This is a genomic window from Citrobacter sp. Ce006, assembly GCF_030336535.1.
GTDB classification, from domain to species: Bacteria; Pseudomonadota; Gammaproteobacteria; order Enterobacterales; family Enterobacteriaceae; genus Citrobacter; species Citrobacter europaeus.
On sequence record NZ_JAOWDO010000065.1, the window covers coordinates 172,857 to 194,701 of the forward strand.

The window sequence follows — 21,845 nt, forward strand, 5'->3', positions numbered from 1 at the left end:
ACAAGCCTCGTCCGGAACTACCCTTTACGCGGCGCAGTCTCTGCGTGATGGCTGCGATGGCGGTGATAGCCATCAATCATACTGCGGAAAATTTGCCCCGGCGTGTCGCCCAGCGTGCACAGGTAAATATGCGCGCAGATAAACAGTAAGCCCACAACCGCTAACGCCATATGCAGCACCAGCATCACCGGCCCCGCCCCAATCACCTGCGGGTAAAGACATAGCAACCCCGTGATGATCAGCAACGGAACCAGCGCGTACATGATGGCAAGATAGGCCAGCTGTTGCAGCGGATTGAATTTGTCCTCTGCCGTTGCGGCAAACGGGTGCGGCTCGCCTTTCATGATGCCATACAGATAGAAGCGCGTTTGCAGCAGGCAGCGTGATATCAACCCGTTTAACTTCACGCGATAATGGCAGCCGTTGCCGCTGGTTGCGTTTATTAACACAAAGCCAATCCAGAAGGCCAACAATGCAAAACCGCACCAGGTATGGATTTGCACCATCAATGCCACCGGTCCGACTGAGAAGTGGCCAAACAAACCGCTCAGCAGTAGCAGGATAAAGAGTAGCGCGTTGCCCCAATGCCAGCGGCGGACCGCCAGCGAATAGAGGTAGTCCCGATGCTCTTCTCCGGCTGTCGTTTTGGGCGCCAGCATCCGACGCAACAACGCGTGCGTGACCAGGCCCGCAATCATCAGCACGACAACAACGCCTGCATAAATGAGCCACAGCGGCCAATAGTCTGGCGCATAGTTAAGCTCTGCCCCCCAGATAGAATTCATACATTACCCTCCTGATGGATCTCTTTACGCCGATAGATACTTACCGGGCCGCTGCGCGTATCCTGCTGGCGATAAACCTCTTTTTGATTTATCCAATGCTGAATTTCCGGGTCGTCGCGACGGCCAAACTTCAGCGCATCCGTCGGGCAAACGGAAACGCAGGCAGGTGACTGACCACTATCCAGGCGAGTATCCGCGCAGAAGTTACATTTGTCGGCAATCCCCGTTTGCGGGTTGAGGTAGCGTACGTGGAACGGACAAGCGGCAACGCAGTAGTCGCAACCAATACAGCGAGACTTATCCACTTGCACAATGCCATTTTCGTCACGAAATGAAGCGCCGGTAGGACAGACGCTGACGCAAGGCGCATCTTCACAATGCTGACAGGAAACGCGAACAAACTGGAAGTGGGACAGCACCTCGGGTTCATGTTCGGGTGAACGGATCTGCACCTGTAGGCGGCTATATCCTTCCGGCACGTCATTCAGTACCTTGCAGGCAACCGTACACGCCTGACAGCCAATACAGCGTTTCTCGTCATGCAGCATGACATAAGGGTTTGTTGATTGATTCATGATGTTCTCCTTTCTCATGCCCGACGAAGCGTAACGCCGGCGGTGTGTACCACCGTACCGGAAACCGGACTGGTAACATGCGGAAGCAAATTACCGCAGTGAATACCGTGCGTCGTCGCCGCTGTTTTGGCTCCCGCCTTGGCGCCAAATCCCATATAAACAAACAGCGTATCGGGTCGAATTCCGGCAGTGACCAGCGCTTTGCCTTTTTCCTTGCCGGTCGCATTTTCCAGCCAGATCTCATCGCCGTTTTTAATCCCTTTTTCGCGGGCCGTTTGTGGGTGGATCCACACCGCGTTGTCCCACATCAACTCACTGAGCAGTGGCACATATTGCGTCGCGCCATTGGTATGTACCGCCACTTTTCCCTGAATAAAATAGAGTTCATTGTCGCTTTTGAGGGCAAAATTGCGGGCGCGCGGAATGCCGTAGCCAGGCAGAAGCGTTTCCAGCGCCTCAGAGTAGAGTTCGATTTTTCCCGACGGGGATTTAAAGCGCAGTTGCTCGCCATAGGTGCCGTCGCCGTCAACCGCCACAGCGCCCGGATAGCGCGCCACAAACTGACGCACCGCTTCAGGTTCACGCAGCAGCAGCGGAACACCCCACTCACGATATCCTTTCTGACGCAGTTCAGCGGACAGCGCATGATCGCCATTGAGCTGGAACAGTTGTCGCGTCTGCATATCCTGCCAGGGATAGAATTGCCCAAGACCTAATTGCACGGCCAGTTCTTTCCAGATTTGCCAGCTCGGACGTGCATCGCCTATAGGTTCAACAACCTGTTGGCGCAGGGCATAGGCCGGATTCAGGCCCGACATGTCAGAGACTTCTTCATCGCGCTCAAGGTAAGTACATTCAGGCAAAAGATAATCGGCATACGCCGCGCTTTCGCTTAAATAGACATCGCAACTGACCACCAGATCGAGCTGTTCAACGGTTTTAACCAGATCTGGCCGACAGGTTACCGTCTGGAAGGGATTGTGACGGGACATAATCCAGCCCTTCACCGGGTAAGGCGTCTGATTTAACACAGCGTCGATAATGCTTTGTACCACGCCACCGCCCGCCGCAATGTACTTAAACTGAGGGGCAACCAGATCGATGCGCTGTGCAGCTGGTTTGGGTAATTTGACATCGGGTTTTGCCAGCACAGGAGCAACCTTCTCTCCGGCCAGCTTGTTGTAGGTTGCCGCGGCTTTTTTCTGGTACAAGCCACCCTCACGCTCAATATTACCCAGCAGCGCATTGAGGGTAAAAATCATACGCCGCATATCAATTTCTTCTTGCGAAAACGTCGCGCGATGGCCTGGGCTGACGATAGCATGAGGCGCACAGGCGGCCATTTCGCGGGTGACCCGGACAATAACATCAGCAGGCACATCCGCTTGCTTTTGCGCCCATTCCGGCGTGGTTTCTTGTACTGCTTCTGCCAGTTGGTCAAACCCGGTGGTGTAGCGTGCCACAAAGTCTGCGTCATACAGATTTTCATTAATCATGACGTGACACATGGCCATTAACACCGGCAGGTCGCCGCCCGGTTTAAGCGCATGCCATTCATCCGCCTTGCTGGAGAAGACGGACAGACGGGGATCGAAACTGACCATTTTGGCGCCCTTTTCCTGCGCGGTCATTAGCTCATGCGTATCGGCAACTTCAATGCCTTCATAGAGGTTATGGCCAAAAGAGACCATATATCGGGTATTGGCGATATCCATGGCTAAGTCACCGCCCATCATTACTTTCGCGGCAATGGCTTTTCCGGCAGGACACGTCGACGCGTGAGTAAAGGTGTTTGGCGATCCAAATGCTGTTGCCAGATGAAATAAATGACCAGAAAGCGAACCGGATTTGGAAGAGAATACGACCCCTTGCGGACCATGCTGCGCCTTTATTGCCGTCATTTTTTCAGCAATTTCTTTATACGCCTGCTGCCAGCTAATTACCTGCCATTCACCGCTCCCGCGAGGTCCTGTGCGCTTCATGGGTTTAACAATACGATGTGGGTCGTTGACCAGGCTAACACCGCTGCCACCACGAGCGCAGATCCGCGTCCCCTGCTGAGGCGCATTAGGGTTCCCCTGAATAAAAACCGTCTTATTATTAATTACCTGCGCCTGAATTGGGCAGCGAAAAGAACACATTTCGCACAAACTTGGCGTCAGGGATGTTTTCCCCTTAATGCTCTGTGGAGTATTTCGCGCCAGTGCGCCTGGCGGGAAACTCCCTATCGCGCAGGCTGAGCAACCGATGCCCACTCCTCGCAAAAAATTACGCCGACTAATGCTCATATAACCTCCTGTTATTAGATATATCCAATGATTATATGGCGTTTAAATTATTAATTTTTAACCTCACTCACATTTCATTACAATATGAAGTCGTCAATTCAAGATTATAAAAACCTATTGTTTATAAAAGACTTTTAAAACTTCCAGAAACAACAAACCGACAGAAAAAAATAACAATAATGGTTATCAATTAGATTATTTTCCAGCCCATCAATTTCAGAAAATTTATTCCAGTAATTTCCTTTAATAGCACAGATTTTATTATTCAATTCTATTAAAGCCGCATTCATCGCAATTTTATTGCGTGCGCCATCCAGCATCGATAATGCCATTGCTGATTACCTCGCTATTTTTTGGTATTCTTGGCCGAGCGCTAAATTGATCCCGGACATAACTGAACAATGAATGACGGCAAGCAGCAACCTGGTTTTCTCTTCCACGATTACGAGACCTTTGGTACCCATCCGGCGCTGGACAGGCCCGCGCAATTTGCGGCTATCCGCACAGATAACGATTTCAACATCATCGGTGAACCTGAAGTCTTTTACTGCAAACCCGCAGACGACTATCTGCCGCAGCCTGAGGCGGTGCTGATAACCGGAATCACCCCGCAGGAAGCACGTGAAAAGGGAGAGAATGAAGCCGCTTTTGCTGCGCGCATCCACGCCCTGTTCACCGTGCCGAAAACCTGTATCCTGGGCTATAACAACGTGCGCTTCGATGATGAGGTGACGCGCAACATTCTGTATCGCAATTTCTACGATCCCTATGCCTGGAGCTGGCAGAACGATAATTCACGCTGGGATCTACTGGATGTGATGCGCGCCTGCTATGCCCTGCGTCCTGAAGGCATTAACTGGCCGGAAAACGACGACGGCTTACCCAGTTTTCGCCTGGAGCATTTGACCAAAGCCAACGGTATTGAACACGCCAATGCCCACGATGCGATGGCCGACGTTTACGCCACGATCGCGATGGCACAGTTAGTGAAGTCGCGCCAGCCGCGCCTGTTTGATTATCTCTACAGCCATCGTAATAAGCACAAGCTGGCCGCGCTGATTGATGTCCCGCAAATGAAGCCGTTGGTTCATGTTTCGGGTATGTTTGGCGCGTGGCGCGGTAACACCAGTTGGGTGGCACCATTGGCCTGGCACCCGGAGAATCGCAACGCGGTGATTATGGTCGACTTAGCCGGTGATATTTCGCCGCTGCTCGAACTGGACAGCGACGCGCTGCGTGAGCGGCTCTACACCGCTAAGGCAGATCTGGGAGATAACCCCGCTGTACCGGTTAAACTGGTGCACATCAACAAATGTCCGGTCCTGGCACAAGCGAACACTCTGCGCCCGGAAGATGCCGATCGTCTTGGTATTAACCGCCAGCAATGCCTGGACAATCTCAAGGTTCTGCGCGAAAACCCTCAGGTACGCGACAAAGTCGTGGCTATCTTCGCCGATGCACAACCCTTTGTGTCATCTGACAACGTAGACGCCCAGTTGTACAACGGCTTTTTCAGCGATGCCGACCGCGCCGCGATGAAAATCGTTCTGGAAACCGAACCGCGCAATTTACCGGCCCTGGATATCTCCTTTGTTGATAAACGCATTGAAAAACTGCTGTTTAATTACCGCGCGCGTAACTTCCCCGGAACGCTGGATGAAGCCGAACAACAACGCTGGCTGGACCATCGTCGTCAGGTATTCACGCCGGAGTTTTTGCAAAATTATGCCAATGAATTACAGATGCTGAGTCAGCAATATGCGGACAACAAAGAAAAGCTGATGCTGCTGAAATCACTCTGGCAGTATGCGCAAGAGATTGTATAAATCCCACGTATAAAAAAACGGAGAACATGTCTCCGTTTTTTTTCAGCTAAATGCCGCTATTACGCGATATCTTCGTCGTACTGCGGTACCGGATTACGGAAGCTTTTGGTCACGCAAGCCAGGTAGATCAGGCCAATAGCAGCCCAGATCAGGCCCAGAACCATTGAGCTCTCTTCCAGGTTCACCCACAGCGCGCCAACGGTCAGCGCACCGCACATTGGCAGGAACAGGTACTGGAAGTGGTCTTTCAGCGTTTTGTTACGCTTCTCACGGATCCAGAACTGGGAGATTACCGACAGGTTAACGAAGGTAAACGCTACCAGCGCACCGAAGTTAATCAGCGCCGTCGCCATCACCAGGTCGAAGTTGATTGCCAGCAGAGCAATCGCACCAACCAGAATGATGTTCATGGACGGAGTACGCCATTTCGGGTGTACGTAACCGAAGAAACTTTTCGGGAATACGCCGTCACGGCCCATCACGTACATCAGACGCGCTACGCCTGCATGCGCCGCCATACCGGACGCCAGTACGGTAATGGTAGAGAAAATCAGCGCGCCAACCTGGAAGAATTTACCAGCGACATACAGCATGATTTCCGGCTGCGAAGCGTCTGGATCCTTGAAGCGCGAGATATCCGGGAAGTACAACTGCAACAGATAGGTGGAGACGATAAAGATCAGGCCACCAATCAGCGCGGTCAGGAAAATCGCACGCGGGATCACGCGTTCAGCGTCTTTGGTTTCTTCTGACAGGTTGCTGATTCCGTCAAAACCGGTGAACGAGAAGCACAGGATGGTGGCCCCCGTGATCATCGGGATCACATGCGCATCACCAGACCAGAACGGACGGCTACTCGCCAGCGTACCGGCACCTTCCCCTTCGAACACGCCATAAACGACCATACCGAGGATCACTGCAATCAGTACCACCTGCAACAACACGATGACGGTGTTGAAATTCGCAACAGATTTCAGGCTGCGCAGGTTAAAGGCGGTCATAAAGGCCACCAGCGCCACCACGAATATCCATGACGGTATCGACGGCACCAGAGCTTCAAAATAAATTTTCGCCAACAGAATGTTAATCATCGGTGCGAACAGGTAGTCCAGCAGTGATGACCAACCCACCATAAAGCCAACGGTCGGGCTAATGGATTTCTGGGCGTAAGTGTAGGCAGAGCCTGCAGACGGATAGCGACGCACCAGTTTACCGTAGCTCAGTGCGGTAAAGAGGATGGCGATCAGTGCAAAGGCGTAAGCTGTCGGGACGTGACCATCGGTCATTCCTGATACGATACCGAATGTATCGAACAGCGTCATCGGCTGCATATAGGCAAGGCCCATCATGACAACCGGAACCAGCGTAAGCGTTTTACGTAATTCCACGCGAGAGGTGTTTGGAGTAGCGTTATGCGACATGGTTATCCCCCATTACGGTGAAAACCGTCGCGTAAGCAAAAAATTGCCCCATTTTTTGTTAATCCTCAGCGACAACAACTGTCGATTTTTAAGTAAGTATCTATCCGGTACGAAGCCCGGCCTCTTTTATGAATGATTGGTTTGATGCAAAAAAAAATAACCGACGCGTATGAAAACGTCGGTTAATGTCATTTTTTGCAAGCGGCGTATTTTGCACTAATTTGGAGAGAAATAACAAGAGATTGAAGCAGCTGTAAAAGAATATTTTTTCTTAAGTGATTGATTTATCAGCAGCCGTTTTAACGTACACCCCCGCAATAGCACTATTTGCTAAAATCTCATCCCGCCACCAGGCACTGGCTAGCCCGGCGGTCTGTTCATTCCAGCCTATCCACACAGGTTCAAAGACAATTTGCGCGACCACATTTTTTTCAATCAGCGCGCCGCTCTCCAGAAATCGCTGCGCCAGGTAGCGCGGAATATAGCCACATCCCAGACCGCTGATTTGCAGTTCCAGCTTGGTTTTGAAGTCAAAAACGGTAATCGCTTCCTGATCGTCAAGCACCTGAGAACCTGAGGCGCTGGCATGCTGCGCATTGTCGCCCACCACAATGGCGCGAAAACGCCGAATGGTGCGACGACTTAACGGCTCCTGTTCCTGTGCCAGCGGGTGATGCGGCGCAACCACAAACACCTGTTCCAGAACCCCCAGCCGCGCAAAGCCAAATTCGCTCGCGGCAGGCGGTTCATGCATGGCGCCGACGATAATATCCGCCCGTCCCTGAGTGAGGGCATCCCATGAGCCGCCCAGCACGCCATTGATAAATTTCAGGCGCGTCACACTGTGGTGTTGATAGAAAGATTCGATGAGTGGGGCCAGCAGCGAAAAGGGAAACGTATCATCTACGCCAATAACCAGTTCATTCTCCCAGCCTTCGTGAAGTTTAATCGCCTGCTTTTCAAGTTCGCGGACGGTGTGCAGCACCTCCCGCCCCTTTTCCAGCAGCATCTGACCGGTGCGGGTAAACTTCGCCCGATGTCCGCTGCGATCGAGTAGCTGAATATTAAGATCGCTTTCCAACTTATGGACGGTATAGCTAAGCGCCGACGGCGTCTTAAATAATTTTGCCGACGCCGCCGCGAAACTGCCCTCTTTTTCCAACGCATCGAGAATGATAAGAACATCCAGCAGTGGTTTCATACTCGCCCCCTGGCGGTATCAGCGACACTCTGCTGGCCTGTCACTCCATCGGCATCACCAGCGGGTCGGGATACTGGTACTCAAACCCAAGCTCATTACAGATACGGTTGCCATCAATGACTTTACCTTTACCGTTATCCTCACCGCCGCGAAATTCTGGCGGCTCCATCCCCAACTGGCGGGCCATCTGCGGATAGAACACATTACGCGCCGGATGCATAGGCGCACATATATTATAGATGTGTCCCCCTTTGGGCGCTTGCAGCAGCAACGAGATGGCAGAAACCACATCATCCAGATGCACCAGATTGACGCCATAATGACCATCTGGCGCCGTCTTGCCAGCGAAAAAGCGACCAGGATGTCTGCCCGGCCCCACAAGCCCGGCCAGGCGCAAAATATCCACCGAGGTGCCTGGTAAATTGTGCAACCAGTCTTCAAGTTCTTTCAGAACCCGACCGCTCGCCGTAACCGGGTTACGCGGCGTCCCTTCTTTCACGATGCCTTGTGCATCGCCATAAACCGACGTCGAGCTGGTAAAAATAATCCGCGGGATACGATACGCCAGCGCACTGTCGACCAGTTCCTGCATAGCTTGCAGGTAAAATGCCTCCCCCGGGCCGCTACGGCGCGCAGGTAGCGTAATAACCAACGCATCGGCGTCCATCAGTGCGTCGAGATCGTCTGGCTCACAGACCAGTTCAGGCTCCAGGCGCAGCGAGTAGCTCTCGATACCACTCATGCGGGCCGCTTCCACCCCATCCAATGTGGTTTTGCTGCCGGTAACCTGCCAGCCTCTCGCCGCCAGCGACATAGCTAACGGCATGCCTAACCAACCTAAACCGACAATTGCGACCTTTTTCATGCCTTCTCTCCTGACTTTTGGCCTATAACGCAAGGCTACGCTAGCCCACTGTGGCTGACAATTCATAGTATCAATATGAAATGAATTAATGATCAAAAAAAGCCCTTGCTTTCCGTAGCTAAAGTGGTTTAGGTTAAAAGACATCAAATGAATAAACATTCATCGAGAAAATTTATGACACGCGCTCAATTTAAACACCATCATCACCATCATCCTGACTAGTCTTTCAGGCGATGTGTGCTGGGAGACATTTAAATCTTCCAGCGGTGCATGAGCGTATGAGAAAGCCCCCGGAAGATTTCTTCCGGGGGCTTTTTTTGTGCGTGACCCAAACTGATTCAGACAGGATAACGAGGAATAAAGAATGTTAGATAACACCCGTTTACGCATAGCTATGCAGAAATCAGGCCGTTTAAGCGATGATTCACGCGAATTGCTGGCCCGTTGCGGCATTAAAATTAATCTCCACACCCAGCGCCTGATTGCGATGGCGGAGAATATGCCAATCGATATCCTGCGCGTGCGTGATGACGATATCCCTGGTCTGGTAATGGATGGCGTCGTTGATCTCGGTATCATCGGGGAAAACGTTCTCGAAGAGGAATTGCTCAACCGCCGGGCACAGGGTGAAGATCCTCGCTATTTTACCCTGCGCCGCCTGGACTTCGGCGGCTGCCGTCTCTCGCTGGCAACCCCGGTTGACGAAGCCTGGGATGGCCCGGCAGCACTGAACGGTAAGCGTATCGCGACTTCTTACCCGCACCTGCTCAAACGTTATCTCGATCAAAAAGGGGTATCGTTTAAATCCTGTCTGTTAAACGGCTCTGTAGAAGTCGCCCCCCGCGCGGGTCTGGCTGATGCGATTTGCGATCTGGTTTCAACTGGCGCAACGCTTGAAGCTAACGGTCTGCGTGAAGTGGAAGTGATTTACCGTTCTAAAGCCTGTCTGATTCAGCGCGACGGCGAAATGGCCGACGCCAAGCAACAACTGATCGACAAACTGCTGACCCGTATTCAGGGGGTGATTCAGGCCCGTGAATCTAAGTACATCATGATGCACGCGCCGAGCGAGCGTCTGGACGAAGTCATCGCTCTGCTGCCTGGCGCTGAGCGCCCGACTATTCTGCCGCTGGCGGGTGACCAACAGCGCGTTGCCATGCACATGGTCAGCAGCGAAACCCTGTTCTGGGAAACGATGGAAAAACTGAAAGCGCTCGGTGCCAGCTCAATTCTGGTGCTGCCGATTGAGAAGATGATGGAGTAACGACCATGAGCTTCAATACCCTGATTGACTGGAATAGCTGTAGCCCTGAGCAGCAGCGCGAACTGCTGATGCGCCCGGCGATTTCCGCCTCTGAAAGCATCAGCCGCACGGTGGCCGAGATCCTTGAGAACGTCAAAAATAATGGCGACCGGGCGCTACGTGAATACAGCGCGAAGTTTGATAAAACCGAGGTCAGCGCACTGCGCGTCACCGAGGAAGAAATTCAGCAGGCCAGCAGTCGCCTGAGCGACGAACTGAAACAAGCCATGCAGGCGGCGGTGCGTAATATTGCTACTTTCCACACCGCGCAAATCCTGCCGCCGGTGGACATCGAAACCCAGCCGGGTGTCCGCTGCCAGCAGGTGACCCGTCCTATCGCTTCCGTGGGGCTGTATATTCCGGGGGGGTCGGCGCCGCTGTTCTCTACCGTATTAATGCTGGCGACCCCAGCGCGCATCGCCGGGTGCCAAAAAGTGGTGCTCTGCTCACCGCCGCCGATTGCCGATGAAATCCTCTACGCCGCGCAGCTGTGTGGCGTAAAAGAGGTGTTTAATGTGGGCGGCGCGCAGGCTATTGCCGCGCTGGCGCTGGGGACTGAATCTATTCCAAAGGTCGATAAAATCTTCGGGCCAGGCAATGCGTATGTGACCGAAGCCAAACGCCAGGTTAGCCAGCGTCTTGACGGCGCGGCCATCGACATGCCTGCTGGCCCGTCTGAAGTGCTGGTTATCGCCGACAGCGGCGCAACGCCAGACTTTGTCGCTTCCGATCTGCTTTCTCAGGCCGAACACGGCCCCGACTCGCAGGTTATCCTCCTGACGCCAGACGCTACGCTGGCAGAGGGCGTTGCCAAAGCCGTTGAACGCCAGCTCGCCGAACTTTCCCGCGCTGAGACCGCGCGCCAGGCGCTCAGTGCCAGCCGACTGATTGTCGCCAACGATCTTGAGCAGTGCGTGGACATTTCTAACGCCTACGGCCCGGAACACCTGATTATTCAGACCCGTAACGCGCGAGAGCTGGTTGACGATATCACCAGCGCTGGTTCGGTGTTCCTCGGCGACTGGTCACCGGAATCCGCAGGCGACTACGCTTCTGGCACTAACCACGTTCTTCCAACCTACGGCTATACCGCGACCTGCTCAAGCCTTGGGCTGGCGGATTTCCAGAAACGGATGACCGTACAGGAATTAACACCTCAAGGTTTCTCTGCCCTGGCCTCAACCATTGAAACACTGGCCGCTGCTGAACGACTGACTGCCCACAAAAATGCCGTCACCCTGCGCGTTAACGCCCTGAAGGAGCAAGCATGAGCACTGACAACTTTCTCAGCGTCACTGATTTAGCCCGTAAGAATGTTCGCGAGTTAACGCCCTATCTGTCTGCCCGTCGCCTTGGCGGCAACGGCGATGTCTGGCTCAACGCGAATGAGTACCCCACCGCCGTTGAGTTTCAGCTAAGCCAGCAGACGCTGAACCGCTACCCGGAGTGCCAGCCGAAAGCGGTGATTGAGAATTACGCGCAGTATGCTGGCGTCAAACCGGAACAGGTGCTGGTCAGCCGCGGCGCAGATGAAGGGATCGAACTGCTGGTGCGTGCATTTTGTGAACCCGGTAAAGATGCAATTTTGTACTGTCCGCCGACTTACGGCATGTACAGCGTCAGCGCAGAAACGATTGGCGTTGAATGCCGCACCGTCCCGACACTTGATAACTGGCAACTGGATTTGCAGGGCATCGCGGACAAGCTTGATGGCGTGAAGGTAGTCTACGTATGCAGCCCCAACAACCCAACCGGCCAGCTGATTAACCCACAAGACCTGCGCGCACTGCTCGAAATGACGCAGGGTAAAGCCATTGTGGTCGCTGATGAGGCCTATATTGAGTTCTGTCCGCAGGCCACGCTGGCAGGCTGGCTTTCTGAATATCCGCATCTGGCGATATTACGCACGCTGTCCAAAGCGTTTGCTCTCGCCGGTTTACGCTGCGGCTTTACGCTGGCGAATGAAGAGGTTATCAATCTGCTGTTAAAGGTGATTGCTCCCTACCCGCTCTCTACGCCGGTGGCGGATATCGCCGCCCAGGCGCTGACGCCGCAAGGGATTTCCGCTATGCACCAACGCGTAGAGCAGATCCTGCAAGAGCGTCAGTATCTGGTGGAGAACCTGAAAGAAATTCGCTGTGTAGAACAGGTTTTCAACTCTGAAACCAACTATGTTCTGGCGCGCTTCACCGCATCAAGCAGCGTATTTAAATCTTTGTGGGATCAGGGCATTATCTTACGAGATCAGAATAAACAACCTTCGTTAAGCGGCTGCCTGCGAATTACTGTCGGAACCCGTGAAGAGAGCCAGCGCGTCATTGACGCCTTACGTGCGGAGCAAGTATGAGCCAGAAGTATCTTTTTATTGACCGTGATGGAACCCTGATTTCCGAACCGCCAAGTGACTATCAGGTCGATCGCTTTGACAAACTCGCCTTCGAGCCGGAAGTCGTTCCCGTTTTGCTGAAACTGCAAAAGGCGGGCTTTAAGCTGGTAATGATTACTAACCAGGATGGACTCGGTACGCAGAGCTTCCCGCAGGTTGATTTTGACGGTCCGCATAACCTGATGATGCAAATCTTCACCTCTCAGGGCGTTGCGTTTGATGAGGTACTGATCTGCCCGCACCTGCCAGCGGACGAGTGCGATTGCCGTAAGCCAAAAGTGAAGCTGGTTGAGCAGTATCTGGTTGAGCAGGCTATGGATGTGGCAAACAGCTACGTCATTGGCGACCGGGCGACCGATATTCAGCTCGCTGAAAATATGGGCATTAGCGGATTACGCTATCACCGCGATACCCTGAACTGGCCGATGATCGGCGAGCAACTGACCAAACGTGACCGCTACGCGCACGTTGAACGTAATACCAAAGAAACGCAGATTGACGTCAAAGTCTGGCTCGACCGCGAAGGCAGTAGCAAAATTAATACCGGCGTTGGCTTCTTTGACCACATGCTGGATCAAATCGCCACCCACGGCGGTTTTCGCATGGAGATTGCCGTCAAGGGCGATCTGTATATAGACGATCACCACACCGTTGAAGATACCGGTCTGGCGCTGGGTGAAGCCTTAAAGCTGGCATTAGGCGATAAACGTGGCATCAACCGTTTTGGTTTTGTGCTGCCGATGGACGAGTGTCTGGCACGTTGCGCGCTGGATATCTCCGGGCGTCCGCACCTGGAATATCGCGCAGAATTTACCTACCAGCGCGTGGGCGATCTGAGCACGGAGATGATTGAACACTTCTTCCGTTCGCTCTCCTATACCATGGGCGTCACCTTACACCTGAAAACCAAAGGGAAAAATGACCACCACCGTGTGGAGAGCCTGTTTAAAGCCTTTGGTCGTACGCTGCGTCAGGCGATTCGTGTAGAAGGCGACACGCTGCCCTCCTCAAAAGGAGTGCTGTAATGAACGTGGTGATCCTTGATACCGGTTGCGCCAACCTGCACTCGGTAAAATCCGCCGTCGCACGCCATGGATACGACCCAGTTGTCAGCCGTGACCCGGACGTAGTGCTGCGTGCCGATAAACTGTTTCTGCCAGGCGTCGGTACCGCCCAGGCGGCTATGGACCAGTTGCACGAGCGCGATCTGATTGAACTGATTAAAGCCTGTACGCAACCGGTACTGGGGATCTGCTTAGGCATGCAACTGCTTGGCCGTCGTAGCGAAGAGAGTAACGGTGTTTCCCTGCTGGGCATTATTGAGCAGGACGTTCCGAAGATGACCGATTTCGGTCTGCCGCTGCCGCATATGGGCTGGAATCGCATCTATCCGCAGGCGGGAAATCGTCTGTTCCAGGGCATTGAAGATGGCGCGTATTTCTACTTTGTACACAGCTACGCTATGCCGGTAAACCCGTGGACCATCGCCCAGTGCAATTACGGCGAACCGTTTACCGCGGCAGTACAAAAGGACAATTTCTTTGGCGTGCAGTTTCACCCGGAACGTTCGGGCGCGGCTGGGGCGCAGTTGCTGAAAAACTTTCTGGAGATGTAATGATTATTCCGGCATTAGATTTAATCGACGGCACGGTGGTGCGTCTTCATCAGGGCGATTACGCTAAGCAACGTGATTACGGCAACGATCCTCTTCCCCGTTTGCAGGATTATGCAGCCCAGGGTGCAGAGGTACTGCACCTGGTAGATTTAACCGGCGCGAAAGATCCGGCGCAGCGCCAGATCCCGCTGATTAAAACGCTGGTCGCTGGCGTCAATGTTCCGGTTCAGGTTGGCGGCGGCGTGCGCACGGAAGCGGACGTTGCGGCGCTTCTTGACGCAGGCGTGGCGCGCGTGGTGGTGGGCTCGACGGCGGTAAAATCCCCCGAGGAAGTCAAGAGTTGGTTTACCCGTTTTGGCGCCGACGCGCTGGTGCTGGCGCTGGACGTTCGTATTGACGAGCGCGGCAATAAACAGGTAGCGGTTAGCGGCTGGCAGGAAGATTCCGGGGTTTCACTGGAAGAACTGGTTGAGGCCTATTTACCCGTCGGCCTGAAGCACGTGCTGTGCACCGATATCTCCCGCGATGGTACGCTGGCAGGCTCGAACGTCGCGCTTTATGAAGAAGTGTGCGCCAAATACCCACAGGTCGCGTTTCAGTCATCTGGCGGCATTGGCGGAATTGAGGATGTAGTAGCCCTGCGCGGGACCGGAGTTCGCGGCGTGATTGTCGGACGAGCCCTGCTGGAAGGAAAGTTCACCGTTGAGGAGGCCATTCAATGCTGGCAAAACGCATAATTCCTTGCCTGGACGTCCGTGATGGGCAGGTGGTAAAAGGCGTCCAGTTCCGCAATCACGAGATTATTGGCGACATCGTCCCGCTGGCAAAACGCTATGCCGATGAAGGCGCAGATGAACTGGTGTTCTACGATATCACCGCGTCCAGCGATGGCCGCGTAGTGGATAAAAGCTGGGTATCACGCGTAGCGGAAGTGATTGATATCCCGTTCTGTGTTGCCGGTGGCATTAAATCCATCGACGATGCGGCACGTATCCTCTCCTTCGGGGCGGACAAAATCTCCATCAACTCCCCGGCGCTGGCCGAACCGGAGCTTATCACTCGTCTGGCGGACCGCTTCGGCGTGCAGTGCATCGTGGTGGGCATTGATACCTGGTATGACGCCGAAACCGGCAAATATCATGTGAATCAGTATACCGGGGATGAAAGCCGTACCCGCGTCACGCAGTGGGAAACGCTGGACTGGGTACAGGAAGTCCAAAAACGCGGCGCAGGCGAAATCGTACTGAACATGATGAACCAGGACGGCGTACGTAACGGTTATGACCTGGAGCAGTTGAAAAAAGTGCGCGACGTTTGCCATGTACCGCTGATTGCCTCCGGCGGCGCGGGCACTATGGAACATTTCCTGGAAGCTTTCCGGGACGCCGACGTGGACGGCGCGCTTGCCGCCTCCGTCTTTCACAAGCAAATTATCAATATTGGCGAATTAAAAGCGTACCTGGCAACACAGGGCGTGGAGATCAGGATATGTTAACGAAACAACAATGCCGCGAGCTGGACTGGGAAAAAACCGACGGACTGATGCCAGTTATCGTGCAGCATGCGGTTTCCGGTGAAGTATTGATGCTGGGTTATATGAACCCGGAGGCGCTGGATACAACGCTCGAAAGCGGCAAAGTGACCTTTTTCTCGCGGACCAAGCAACGCCTGTGGACCAAAGGTGAAACCTCTGGCAACTTTCTTAATGTGGTGAGCATTGCACCTGACTGCGACAACGACACCCTGCTGGTGCTGGTTAACCCGATTGGCCCGACCTGCCATAAAGGCACCTCAAGCTGCTTTGGCGACGCCAGCCACCAGTGGCTGTTCCTGTATCAACTCGAGCAACTGCTCGCCGAACGTAAAACCGCAGATCCAGCAAGTTCCTACACCGCGAAGCTGTATGCCAGCGGCACTAAACGCATTGCCCAGAAAGTGGGCGAAGAAGGCGTAGAAACCGCACTGGCCGCAACCGTGAACGATCGTTTCGAGTTAACGAATGAAGCCTCTGACCTGATGTATCACCTGCTGGTGCTGCTGCAGGATCAGGAACTCGACCTGACGACGGTAATTGAGAATTTACGCAAAAGACATCAGTAATAGACAGATACCGGCACTATGCCGGTATCTTTATTTTATTGATAGTTTAATCATTTCCGAATAAATCTCTGGTATAAACTTTATCGGCTACATCCAGCAGTTCTTCGGCCATCCGGTTAGAGATGATAACATCGGACTCACTTTTAAATTTAGTCAGATCACGCTCAACCCGCGAATTAAAAAAACTATCCTCTGGCAATACAGGTTCATAGATTATGACAGGGATACCTTTCGCTTTAATACGCTTCATAATACCCTGTATAGACGATGCTCTAAAATTATCTGAGCCACTTTTCATGATCAGTCGATAAATACCGACGACCTTTGGCTTTCGTGAAATAATTGCATCAGCAATAAAATCTTTTCGCGTCCGGTTGGCATCAACGATTGCTGAAATAATATTATTGGGTACAGACTGATAGTTGGCGAGTAATTGCTTCGTGTCTTTTGGCAGACAGTATCCACCGTAACCGAAAGAGGGATTGTTGTAATGGTTACCAATACGCGGGTCCAGACAGACACCTTCTATGATCTGTCGCGCATTGAGCCCTAAACTTTCTGCATAGCTATCAAGTTCGTTAAAATAGGCTACGCGCATAGCCAGGTAGGTATTTGCAAAGAGCTTGATAGCTTCAGCTTCGGTTGAGTCCGTAAATAGGGTCGGAATATCTTTCTTTAATGCCCCTTCCTGTAGCAGAGCAGCAAAACGCTCAGCGCGCTCTGAACGCTCGCCGATGACAATACGAGATGGGTACAAGTTGTCATATAGTGCTTTACCCTCACGCAGGAATTCTGGTGAAAAGAAAATATTGTCGGTGCCCAATTTTTCTTTAATAGAATTAGTAAAACCTACTGGGATGGTAGATTTAATGACCATTACTGCATCTGGATTAATTGCAACCACGTCGCGAATAACAGATTCGACACTTGAGGTATTAAAGTAATTAGTCTTTGGATCATAATCAGTGGGTGTCGCGATAATGACGTAGTCCGCATCGCGGTAGGCATCATACTTATCAGTCGTTGCGCGGAAGTTTAGTGACCTGGTCGCCAAATACTCTTCAATATCTTTATCCACAATCGGCGATTGTTTCTGATTCAGCATCTCGACTTTCGTCTGGATGATATCCAGTGCCACCACTTCGTGGCTCTGAGCAATCAGAATACCATTTGACAAGCCAACATATCCGGTACCAGAAATGGTGATTTTCATTTAATTATCTCAGGGTTAACTTTTGCTCATCATGTTTGTATCATCATGACATGTATTAAAAGTTGTAACGTCTGAGTTGATGAAGTGTCAATGAAAGACAGTACAATTCAGATTTACTTCATAACTATAGATCTCATTTATTAAGTTAATATTAAGGAAAAAGTAAAAATCAATAAGAATTTAGACAAAAAAAAGCCCAGGCAATTAGAGCTGGGCTTAAAAAAAAAGCATTCAGCAATAGCGCTGAATGATATATTTACATATTTAAATTAACATCTACTTTAAACGTAATCGTCCAGTGGTCAAAAAAGACATAAACTGGAAGTTTGCGTAGAAGGTTAAAGGTGTAACTATAATTTTTGCTACTATAGGCAATATCTCATATTGTAAAGCTATGAAGTCAATGAGTAGTGATGCACAAACTATAGCAATTAATTGATAAACTATATAATTAAAAAGTTTCCAAATGATATAGTGGCCATTATATTGGAAAATTCTCCTGACTGAAACAAAGAAAACAAACAATACAGCAGCAGTGGCACCAACAATATTAGCTAGCCAGATTGGAAGTCCTAATAAATTCAATAATGCGAAGATAGAAAAATCAATTAACCATCCCAGGCCTGAGACAACGGCGAATCTAACAATCATTGCCTACACCTTTATATTTTCTCACCTTGGATTCTATCAATATGAGCATAGGCAACATGAAACCTATAAGTTGCAATTCGTAAAGATAAAGGAAGACCGATGCAGGAGCAAAGAAAAGGAAAACAGTGGCTCTAATAAGCTCGGCACAAGCAATAACAGCTGCAAACGGCGCTCGTTTAAAAAACACTATAGCCATAAAGCACATAAGTATTTGCAAATAATTACTTGAAATGTAATCAGACCATTTCATTAAGCTTTTCATTAAATTAGCAGATAAATGAGGGTGTGGGCCAAACCCCATAAGTTCGACTGTTTGTTTCCAAGGGTTAGTTGTACTTAATAGATGATCAGATAATCCAGGAAGAATATTAAACTGTGGTGAAGCTATAGGAGGCAAAGGAAAAATATCTTTTCCCAGTATAGCTGTAAAAGATGAAAGCCGGAGGTGTAGAAAAAGTACAGGCTCCTTTATAGCACTTATAAAATACAATTTCGTAAGTTGTTTAGATACTTCAGATGTTGGTAGAGGCCTTTCTGAGGCTGTCTGATGCCAATAGACTACATTATAAGGAGACCAGTTTTTTAAAGCATACTCAACATCCATAATTTTATTTAGCGACACATAAATATCTTTATACAATTGAGGATCCAACTTATCTTTGCCATAGACCAACATACCTGTTAGAGGATTCATAACAGCAGTTGAGGCGTAAAGACATTTCTCTTCCTCCGCGCGATGACGATCTGGATAAACTAATGGTTCTACGACCTTATTTATAGCCCCCCAACTCATTGCTATAAGCAGTAAAACCGAGAACAATTTAACACTCGGTTTAAAAGTTAATAGGCTAAGACCGATAGCGATAAAAATTAATGAAGGTACGTTATCAATACGTAATAATGCTAATGCAATGCCAAGTACAAAAAGTGTGACTGTAAAAAATAGTTTTGCATTTAAACTAAGTTTTCGCCAATATATTGCCAGGCAAAAACTGCCAAGCATGAATAGAGCAAGAGTCAAACCATTGAAAGCATCACGGAGATGAGTAAGCATCCCCAATATAATTACTGTCAATGGAATATAAACAATAGCCCAGATGACACCCCACCACGCCAACTTACCCTGGTAATAACGAAAAAATAAAGAGCAAGAACCAAGCAAAACAATAGAGGTAGCCAGAAACGACCATACTGTGATGACTTGTGGCATATTTGACAATAAAAATCCACCTACGATTAGGGGATAACCAATGCCGTACCAAAGAGTGATCTGCCCTGCTTGCGCCTGAATATAAGGAGAAAAACCATCCCACCCTAGAACAGCTGGCCATCCGATCACCATAGCAATGAGCAACCACCCAAAGATGCCAAAGCTCACTATCCAAATCTTTTTAGATTGGGCATTTATCGCAGAACTAATCAGGCAACGCATTATTGCAAATAAAAAATAAGCCAAAAAAACGAAACTGATACTAACAAGTACAAATGCCACTTTCATAGCTTTAAAGCTACCAAAGTCAGGGTAGTTGAAAGAGGTTAATTTTACACCCTCACCTTTTTCATTTACACCCAAAGTCTTATAAAAGCCAGGTTTAAGAGCACTGATACGGATGAGAGTTGAAAACTCTGAGTTATTATTATCAGTCACCGAAACTGAATTAACCCACTGAGAAAAACGGTCCCATGCACTAGCGTAAATCACTGCACGCGAACTAGTTGCCGTAAGCACATCCTTATTTTTTGAAATATAAACAAAATACTTATCCGTATTTTTATCTGGCTCAACATTTTCTAGTTGGTATTTTATACGCCCGTCTGTTAACCATATATGAGGGCTGTTACCGAATATTTGATATACGCAACCTTCACTTTCTTTCGAAAAATCACAGACTTGTTCTGTTTTAATAACTTCACCGTCAATCTGAAAGCGAGAGAATGAACCGTCACTTACTTCAAGATGCCACTCAGACGAGCTTGAATTAGGATAGTGTTCGGTATGAACAGAACCTGTTTTCACAGGAAATGTTAAGGCTTTAGTAAAGCCATAACCAGCATCGAATGACATTTTTGATGGAGAGCCATTCCCGGAAAGGACTACTAATTCCAGGTCGCCTGTATAAGAGATATCCTTGACGTACCACAGAGAAGCGCCAGTTACTACCAAACACAGGGCTAATAGTTTCGCAATTTCAGATTGTCGCCCACTACCTGGAGTTGTAAGGGCGAAAAAAAGTAGGCTAAGCGATATAAATATTGAAACCCTCTGCAGCCAGCTCTTCCAAGAAACAGCGCCATCAGGAAGTGGGATGTTAATTGTATGCGCGTTGGAAGAATAGAGATCAATTTCTCGCTCATCATTACCTATTTTTAATTTAGCAACACCAGAGTATGCATGACTAGTTAAACTAAGATGCGAGTCATTGCTCCATTGGCCAGAAAATGTGATTGTATTTGGCTGGTTCTGATAAGAAACATATACTCCGGGTCTTTTTTCCCAGCCGGGATATGAAACAGAAATATGTGATTTAGGATTCGTAACGAATTGAGCAAAAACCTCAGAAGATATCGACTCAGGATTTTTCTGTCCCGTAGCAGTGATACTGACCACGGGAAAATCATTCTGAACTAACGGAACTGAGAAAGTGAAAAATAGAGCAGCCACTAGTGGCGCTATTACCCATATAGATATTGCTTTTTTGTCTCTTGTAATAAAAAAGAAAGAAACAGCACCACTAACAGATAATATCAGAGAGTAAATTACATTACTCAATGATAACGAATTATATAGTGGGGCTAGAAACATCAATGTCAACGCAACGAAAAAAAATATGGGGTATAAGCTTCTAGCATTTCGCATTTGCAAGAAATTCACTAAGTTAATTAAATCCGAGGTTTTTTAGCAGACATGAAACATTGGACTTCTGTTGGTGTTCCAAGCGGAGAAACGGCATCAAAAGGTACCTGATGAATATAAACATCAAGACCTTTTTGAATCATCTCACGGTACATTGGTGCAATATATTTCTCACCTTTTTCCATATTTGAGGAATCTTTATAGTATTCAGAATAAATATCACGATAAAGATTAAAGGAAGAGAACCAATAGAGACCAATAGTCGCATGTTCAGAAATGCGAACTTTCTCTCGTAAATCGATAACACGATTATCAACATCAACTTGCGCAAAACTCCACCCCTCACCTTTACCGGGAAAACATGGAATCCAGCCATCCCCCTGTACAGCACTCACAGGTAGCGAGTCAGGGTGAACAAAGGTATCTATGTTGTATACAATAAAAGGAAGTTCTGGCTCAGTAATCAAATCACCACCAAGCAATGCTGAGGTGGCTTGCCCATCTGTAAGTTCATCAATTTCAAGTATTTTGCATGACTTAATATTAGCTTTACAGGATTGCTCCTCAATAAAGCACTTTGCGTTATCCTCTTTTCTAACAACAAAAATAAAATTGGCACCTGCATCAATAAATGTTTTCAAACTGGACATTGACCAATAAAATAACGTATATCCATGAACAACGATCTCATACTTAGGACATGTATACCCAGCATCCCTAAAGCGCTTACCCAACCCAGCCATTGTAATTACAATATTCATA

At 49.8% G+C, this 21,845-nt stretch carries 21 protein-coding genes, 1 pseudogene and 1 other annotated feature; of the genes and pseudogenes, 10 read left to right on the forward strand and 12 right to left on the reverse strand.

Annotated elements, in window-relative coordinates:
- Positions 1–17: 17 nt before the first annotated feature.
- The 4 genes from phsC to OGV94_RS07955 form a co-directional block, all read right to left on the reverse strand.
- Positions 18–785: a thiosulfate reductase cytochrome B subunit gene (gene phsC, locus OGV94_RS07940; protein ID WP_286523013.1), complete on the reverse strand. Its 768-nt coding sequence runs from the start codon at positions 783–785 to the stop codon at positions 18–20.
- Positions 782–1,360, reverse strand: a complete 579-nt coding sequence (phsB, locus tag OGV94_RS07945) for a thiosulfate reductase electron transport protein PhsB (RefSeq protein ID WP_080624974.1) — start codon at positions 1,358–1,360, stop codon at positions 782–784. The genes phsC and phsB overlap by 4 nt, the downstream gene beginning before the upstream one ends.
- Positions 1,361–1,374: 14 nt before the next feature.
- A complete protein-coding gene (gene phsA / locus OGV94_RS07950) occupies positions 1,375–3,648 on the reverse strand; it encodes a thiosulfate reductase PhsA (protein WP_193145029.1) in 2,274 nt (757 codons plus the stop codon).
- A 134-nt stretch (positions 3,649–3,782) separates the two neighbouring features.
- Complete coding sequence (locus tag OGV94_RS07955; protein ID WP_286523017.1) at positions 3,783–3,980, reverse strand: hypothetical protein; 198 nt, start codon at positions 3,978–3,980, stop codon at positions 3,783–3,785.
- A 69-nt stretch (positions 3,981–4,049) separates the two neighbouring features.
- On the opposite strand from OGV94_RS07955, the gene sbcB reads away from it, so the two are divergent.
- Positions 4,050–5,474 carry an exodeoxyribonuclease I gene (gene sbcB / locus OGV94_RS07960; protein WP_047410206.1) on the forward strand — a complete coding sequence of 475 codons (1,425 nt, stop codon included), beginning with the start codon at positions 4,050–4,052 and terminating at the stop codon, positions 5,472–5,474.
- 59 nt (positions 5,475–5,533) lie between these two features.
- On the opposite strand, the gene plaP is transcribed toward sbcB, so the two are convergent.
- From plaP to OGV94_RS07975, 4 genes and pseudogenes are all read right to left on the reverse strand, one after another.
- Positions 5,534–6,895, reverse strand: coding sequence for a putrescine/proton symporter PlaP (plaP, locus tag OGV94_RS07965; protein WP_016153551.1), 1,362 nt, complete (start codon positions 6,893–6,895; stop codon positions 5,534–5,536).
- On the reverse strand, positions 6,885–6,947 hold the full coding sequence (gene yoeI, locus OGV94_RS25100) for a membrane protein YoeI (protein WP_100194947.1): 63 nt from the start codon (positions 6,945–6,947) through the stop codon (positions 6,885–6,887). The genes plaP and yoeI overlap by 11 nt, the downstream gene beginning before the upstream one ends.
- 164 nt (positions 6,948–7,111) lie before the next feature.
- A pseudogene (locus OGV94_RS07970) lies at positions 7,112–8,096 on the reverse strand (LysR family transcriptional regulator).
- 40 nt (positions 8,097–8,136) lie between these two features.
- On the reverse strand, positions 8,137–8,961 hold the full coding sequence (locus OGV94_RS07975; protein ID WP_080624969.1) for an SDR family oxidoreductase: 825 nt from the start codon (positions 8,959–8,961) through the stop codon (positions 8,137–8,139).
- A 174-nt stretch (positions 8,962–9,135) separates the two neighbouring features.
- Between OGV94_RS07975 and hisL the strand changes: the two genes are divergently transcribed.
- The 9 genes from hisL (at position 9,136) to hisIE (ending at position 16,365) form a co-directional block, all read left to right on the forward strand.
- The gene (gene hisL / locus OGV94_RS07980) at positions 9,136–9,183 is read left to right on the forward strand and encodes a his operon leader peptide (protein ID WP_100250077.1); all 48 of its coding nucleotides are present in this window, start codon (positions 9,136–9,138) and stop codon (positions 9,181–9,183) included.
- Positions 9,159–9,281 (forward strand) — a sequence feature (His leader region). Its footprint overlaps the gene before it by 25 nt.
- A gap of 44 nt (positions 9,282–9,325) precedes the next feature.
- Positions 9,326–10,225, forward strand: coding sequence for an ATP phosphoribosyltransferase (gene hisG / locus OGV94_RS07985; RefSeq protein ID WP_003030161.1), 900 nt, complete (start codon positions 9,326–9,328; stop codon positions 10,223–10,225).
- Positions 10,226–10,230: 5 nt separating this feature from the next.
- Positions 10,231–11,535 (forward strand): histidinol dehydrogenase, encoded by a 1,305-nt coding sequence (gene hisD, locus OGV94_RS07990; RefSeq protein ID WP_286523019.1) that lies wholly within the window; start codon positions 10,231–10,233, stop codon positions 11,533–11,535.
- Positions 11,532–12,611 (forward strand): histidinol-phosphate transaminase, encoded by a 1,080-nt coding sequence (hisC, locus tag OGV94_RS07995; RefSeq protein ID WP_286523021.1) that lies wholly within the window; start codon positions 11,532–11,534, stop codon positions 12,609–12,611. Before hisD ends, hisC begins: the two co-directional genes overlap by 4 nt.
- Positions 12,608–13,675 carry a bifunctional histidinol-phosphatase/imidazoleglycerol-phosphate dehydratase HisB gene (gene hisB / locus OGV94_RS08000; RefSeq protein WP_043016850.1) on the forward strand — a complete coding sequence of 356 codons (1,068 nt, stop codon included), beginning with the start codon at positions 12,608–12,610 and terminating at the stop codon, positions 13,673–13,675. Before hisC ends, hisB begins: the two co-directional genes overlap by 4 nt.
- Positions 13,675–14,265: an imidazole glycerol phosphate synthase subunit HisH gene (gene hisH, locus OGV94_RS08005; RefSeq protein ID WP_043016851.1), complete on the forward strand. Its 591-nt coding sequence runs from the start codon at positions 13,675–13,677 to the stop codon at positions 14,263–14,265. Before hisB ends, hisH begins: the two co-directional genes overlap by 1 nt.
- Complete coding sequence (gene hisA, locus OGV94_RS08010) at positions 14,265–15,002, forward strand: 1-(5-phosphoribosyl)-5-[(5-phosphoribosylamino)methylideneamino]imidazole-4-carboxamide isomerase (RefSeq protein WP_087051366.1); 738 nt, start codon at positions 14,265–14,267, stop codon at positions 15,000–15,002. The genes hisH and hisA overlap by 1 nt, the downstream gene beginning before the upstream one ends.
- Complete coding sequence (gene hisF, locus OGV94_RS08015) at positions 14,984–15,760, forward strand: imidazole glycerol phosphate synthase subunit HisF (protein ID WP_019077116.1); 777 nt, start codon at positions 14,984–14,986, stop codon at positions 15,758–15,760. The genes hisA and hisF overlap by 19 nt, the downstream gene beginning before the upstream one ends.
- Complete coding sequence (gene hisIE / locus OGV94_RS08020; RefSeq protein ID WP_075145972.1) at positions 15,754–16,365, forward strand: bifunctional phosphoribosyl-AMP cyclohydrolase/phosphoribosyl-ATP diphosphatase HisIE; 612 nt, start codon at positions 15,754–15,756, stop codon at positions 16,363–16,365. Before hisF ends, hisIE begins: the two co-directional genes overlap by 7 nt.
- 46 nt (positions 16,366–16,411) lie before the next feature.
- Here the strand turns inward: hisIE and ugd are convergent, their stop codons facing one another.
- The 4 genes from ugd to OGV94_RS08040 form a co-directional block, all read right to left on the reverse strand.
- Positions 16,412–17,578 (reverse strand): UDP-glucose 6-dehydrogenase, encoded by a 1,167-nt coding sequence (gene ugd / locus OGV94_RS08025; RefSeq protein ID WP_087052563.1) that lies wholly within the window; start codon positions 17,576–17,578, stop codon positions 16,412–16,414.
- 276 nt (positions 17,579–17,854) lie between these two features.
- Positions 17,855–18,229 carry a GtrA family protein gene (locus tag OGV94_RS08030; RefSeq protein ID WP_043016855.1) on the reverse strand — a complete coding sequence of 125 codons (375 nt, stop codon included), beginning with the start codon at positions 18,227–18,229 and terminating at the stop codon, positions 17,855–17,857.
- Entirely contained in the window at positions 18,219–20,999 is a 2,781-nt protein-coding gene (locus OGV94_RS08035; RefSeq protein WP_286523023.1) for a hypothetical protein, read from the reverse strand. The genes OGV94_RS08030 and OGV94_RS08035 overlap by 11 nt, the downstream gene beginning before the upstream one ends.
- Before the next feature lie 110 nt (positions 21,000–21,109).
- Positions 21,110–21,844: a glycosyltransferase family 2 protein gene (locus OGV94_RS08040; protein WP_167373422.1), complete on the reverse strand. Its 735-nt coding sequence runs from the start codon at positions 21,842–21,844 to the stop codon at positions 21,110–21,112.
- Position 21,845 lies beyond the last annotated feature (1 nt).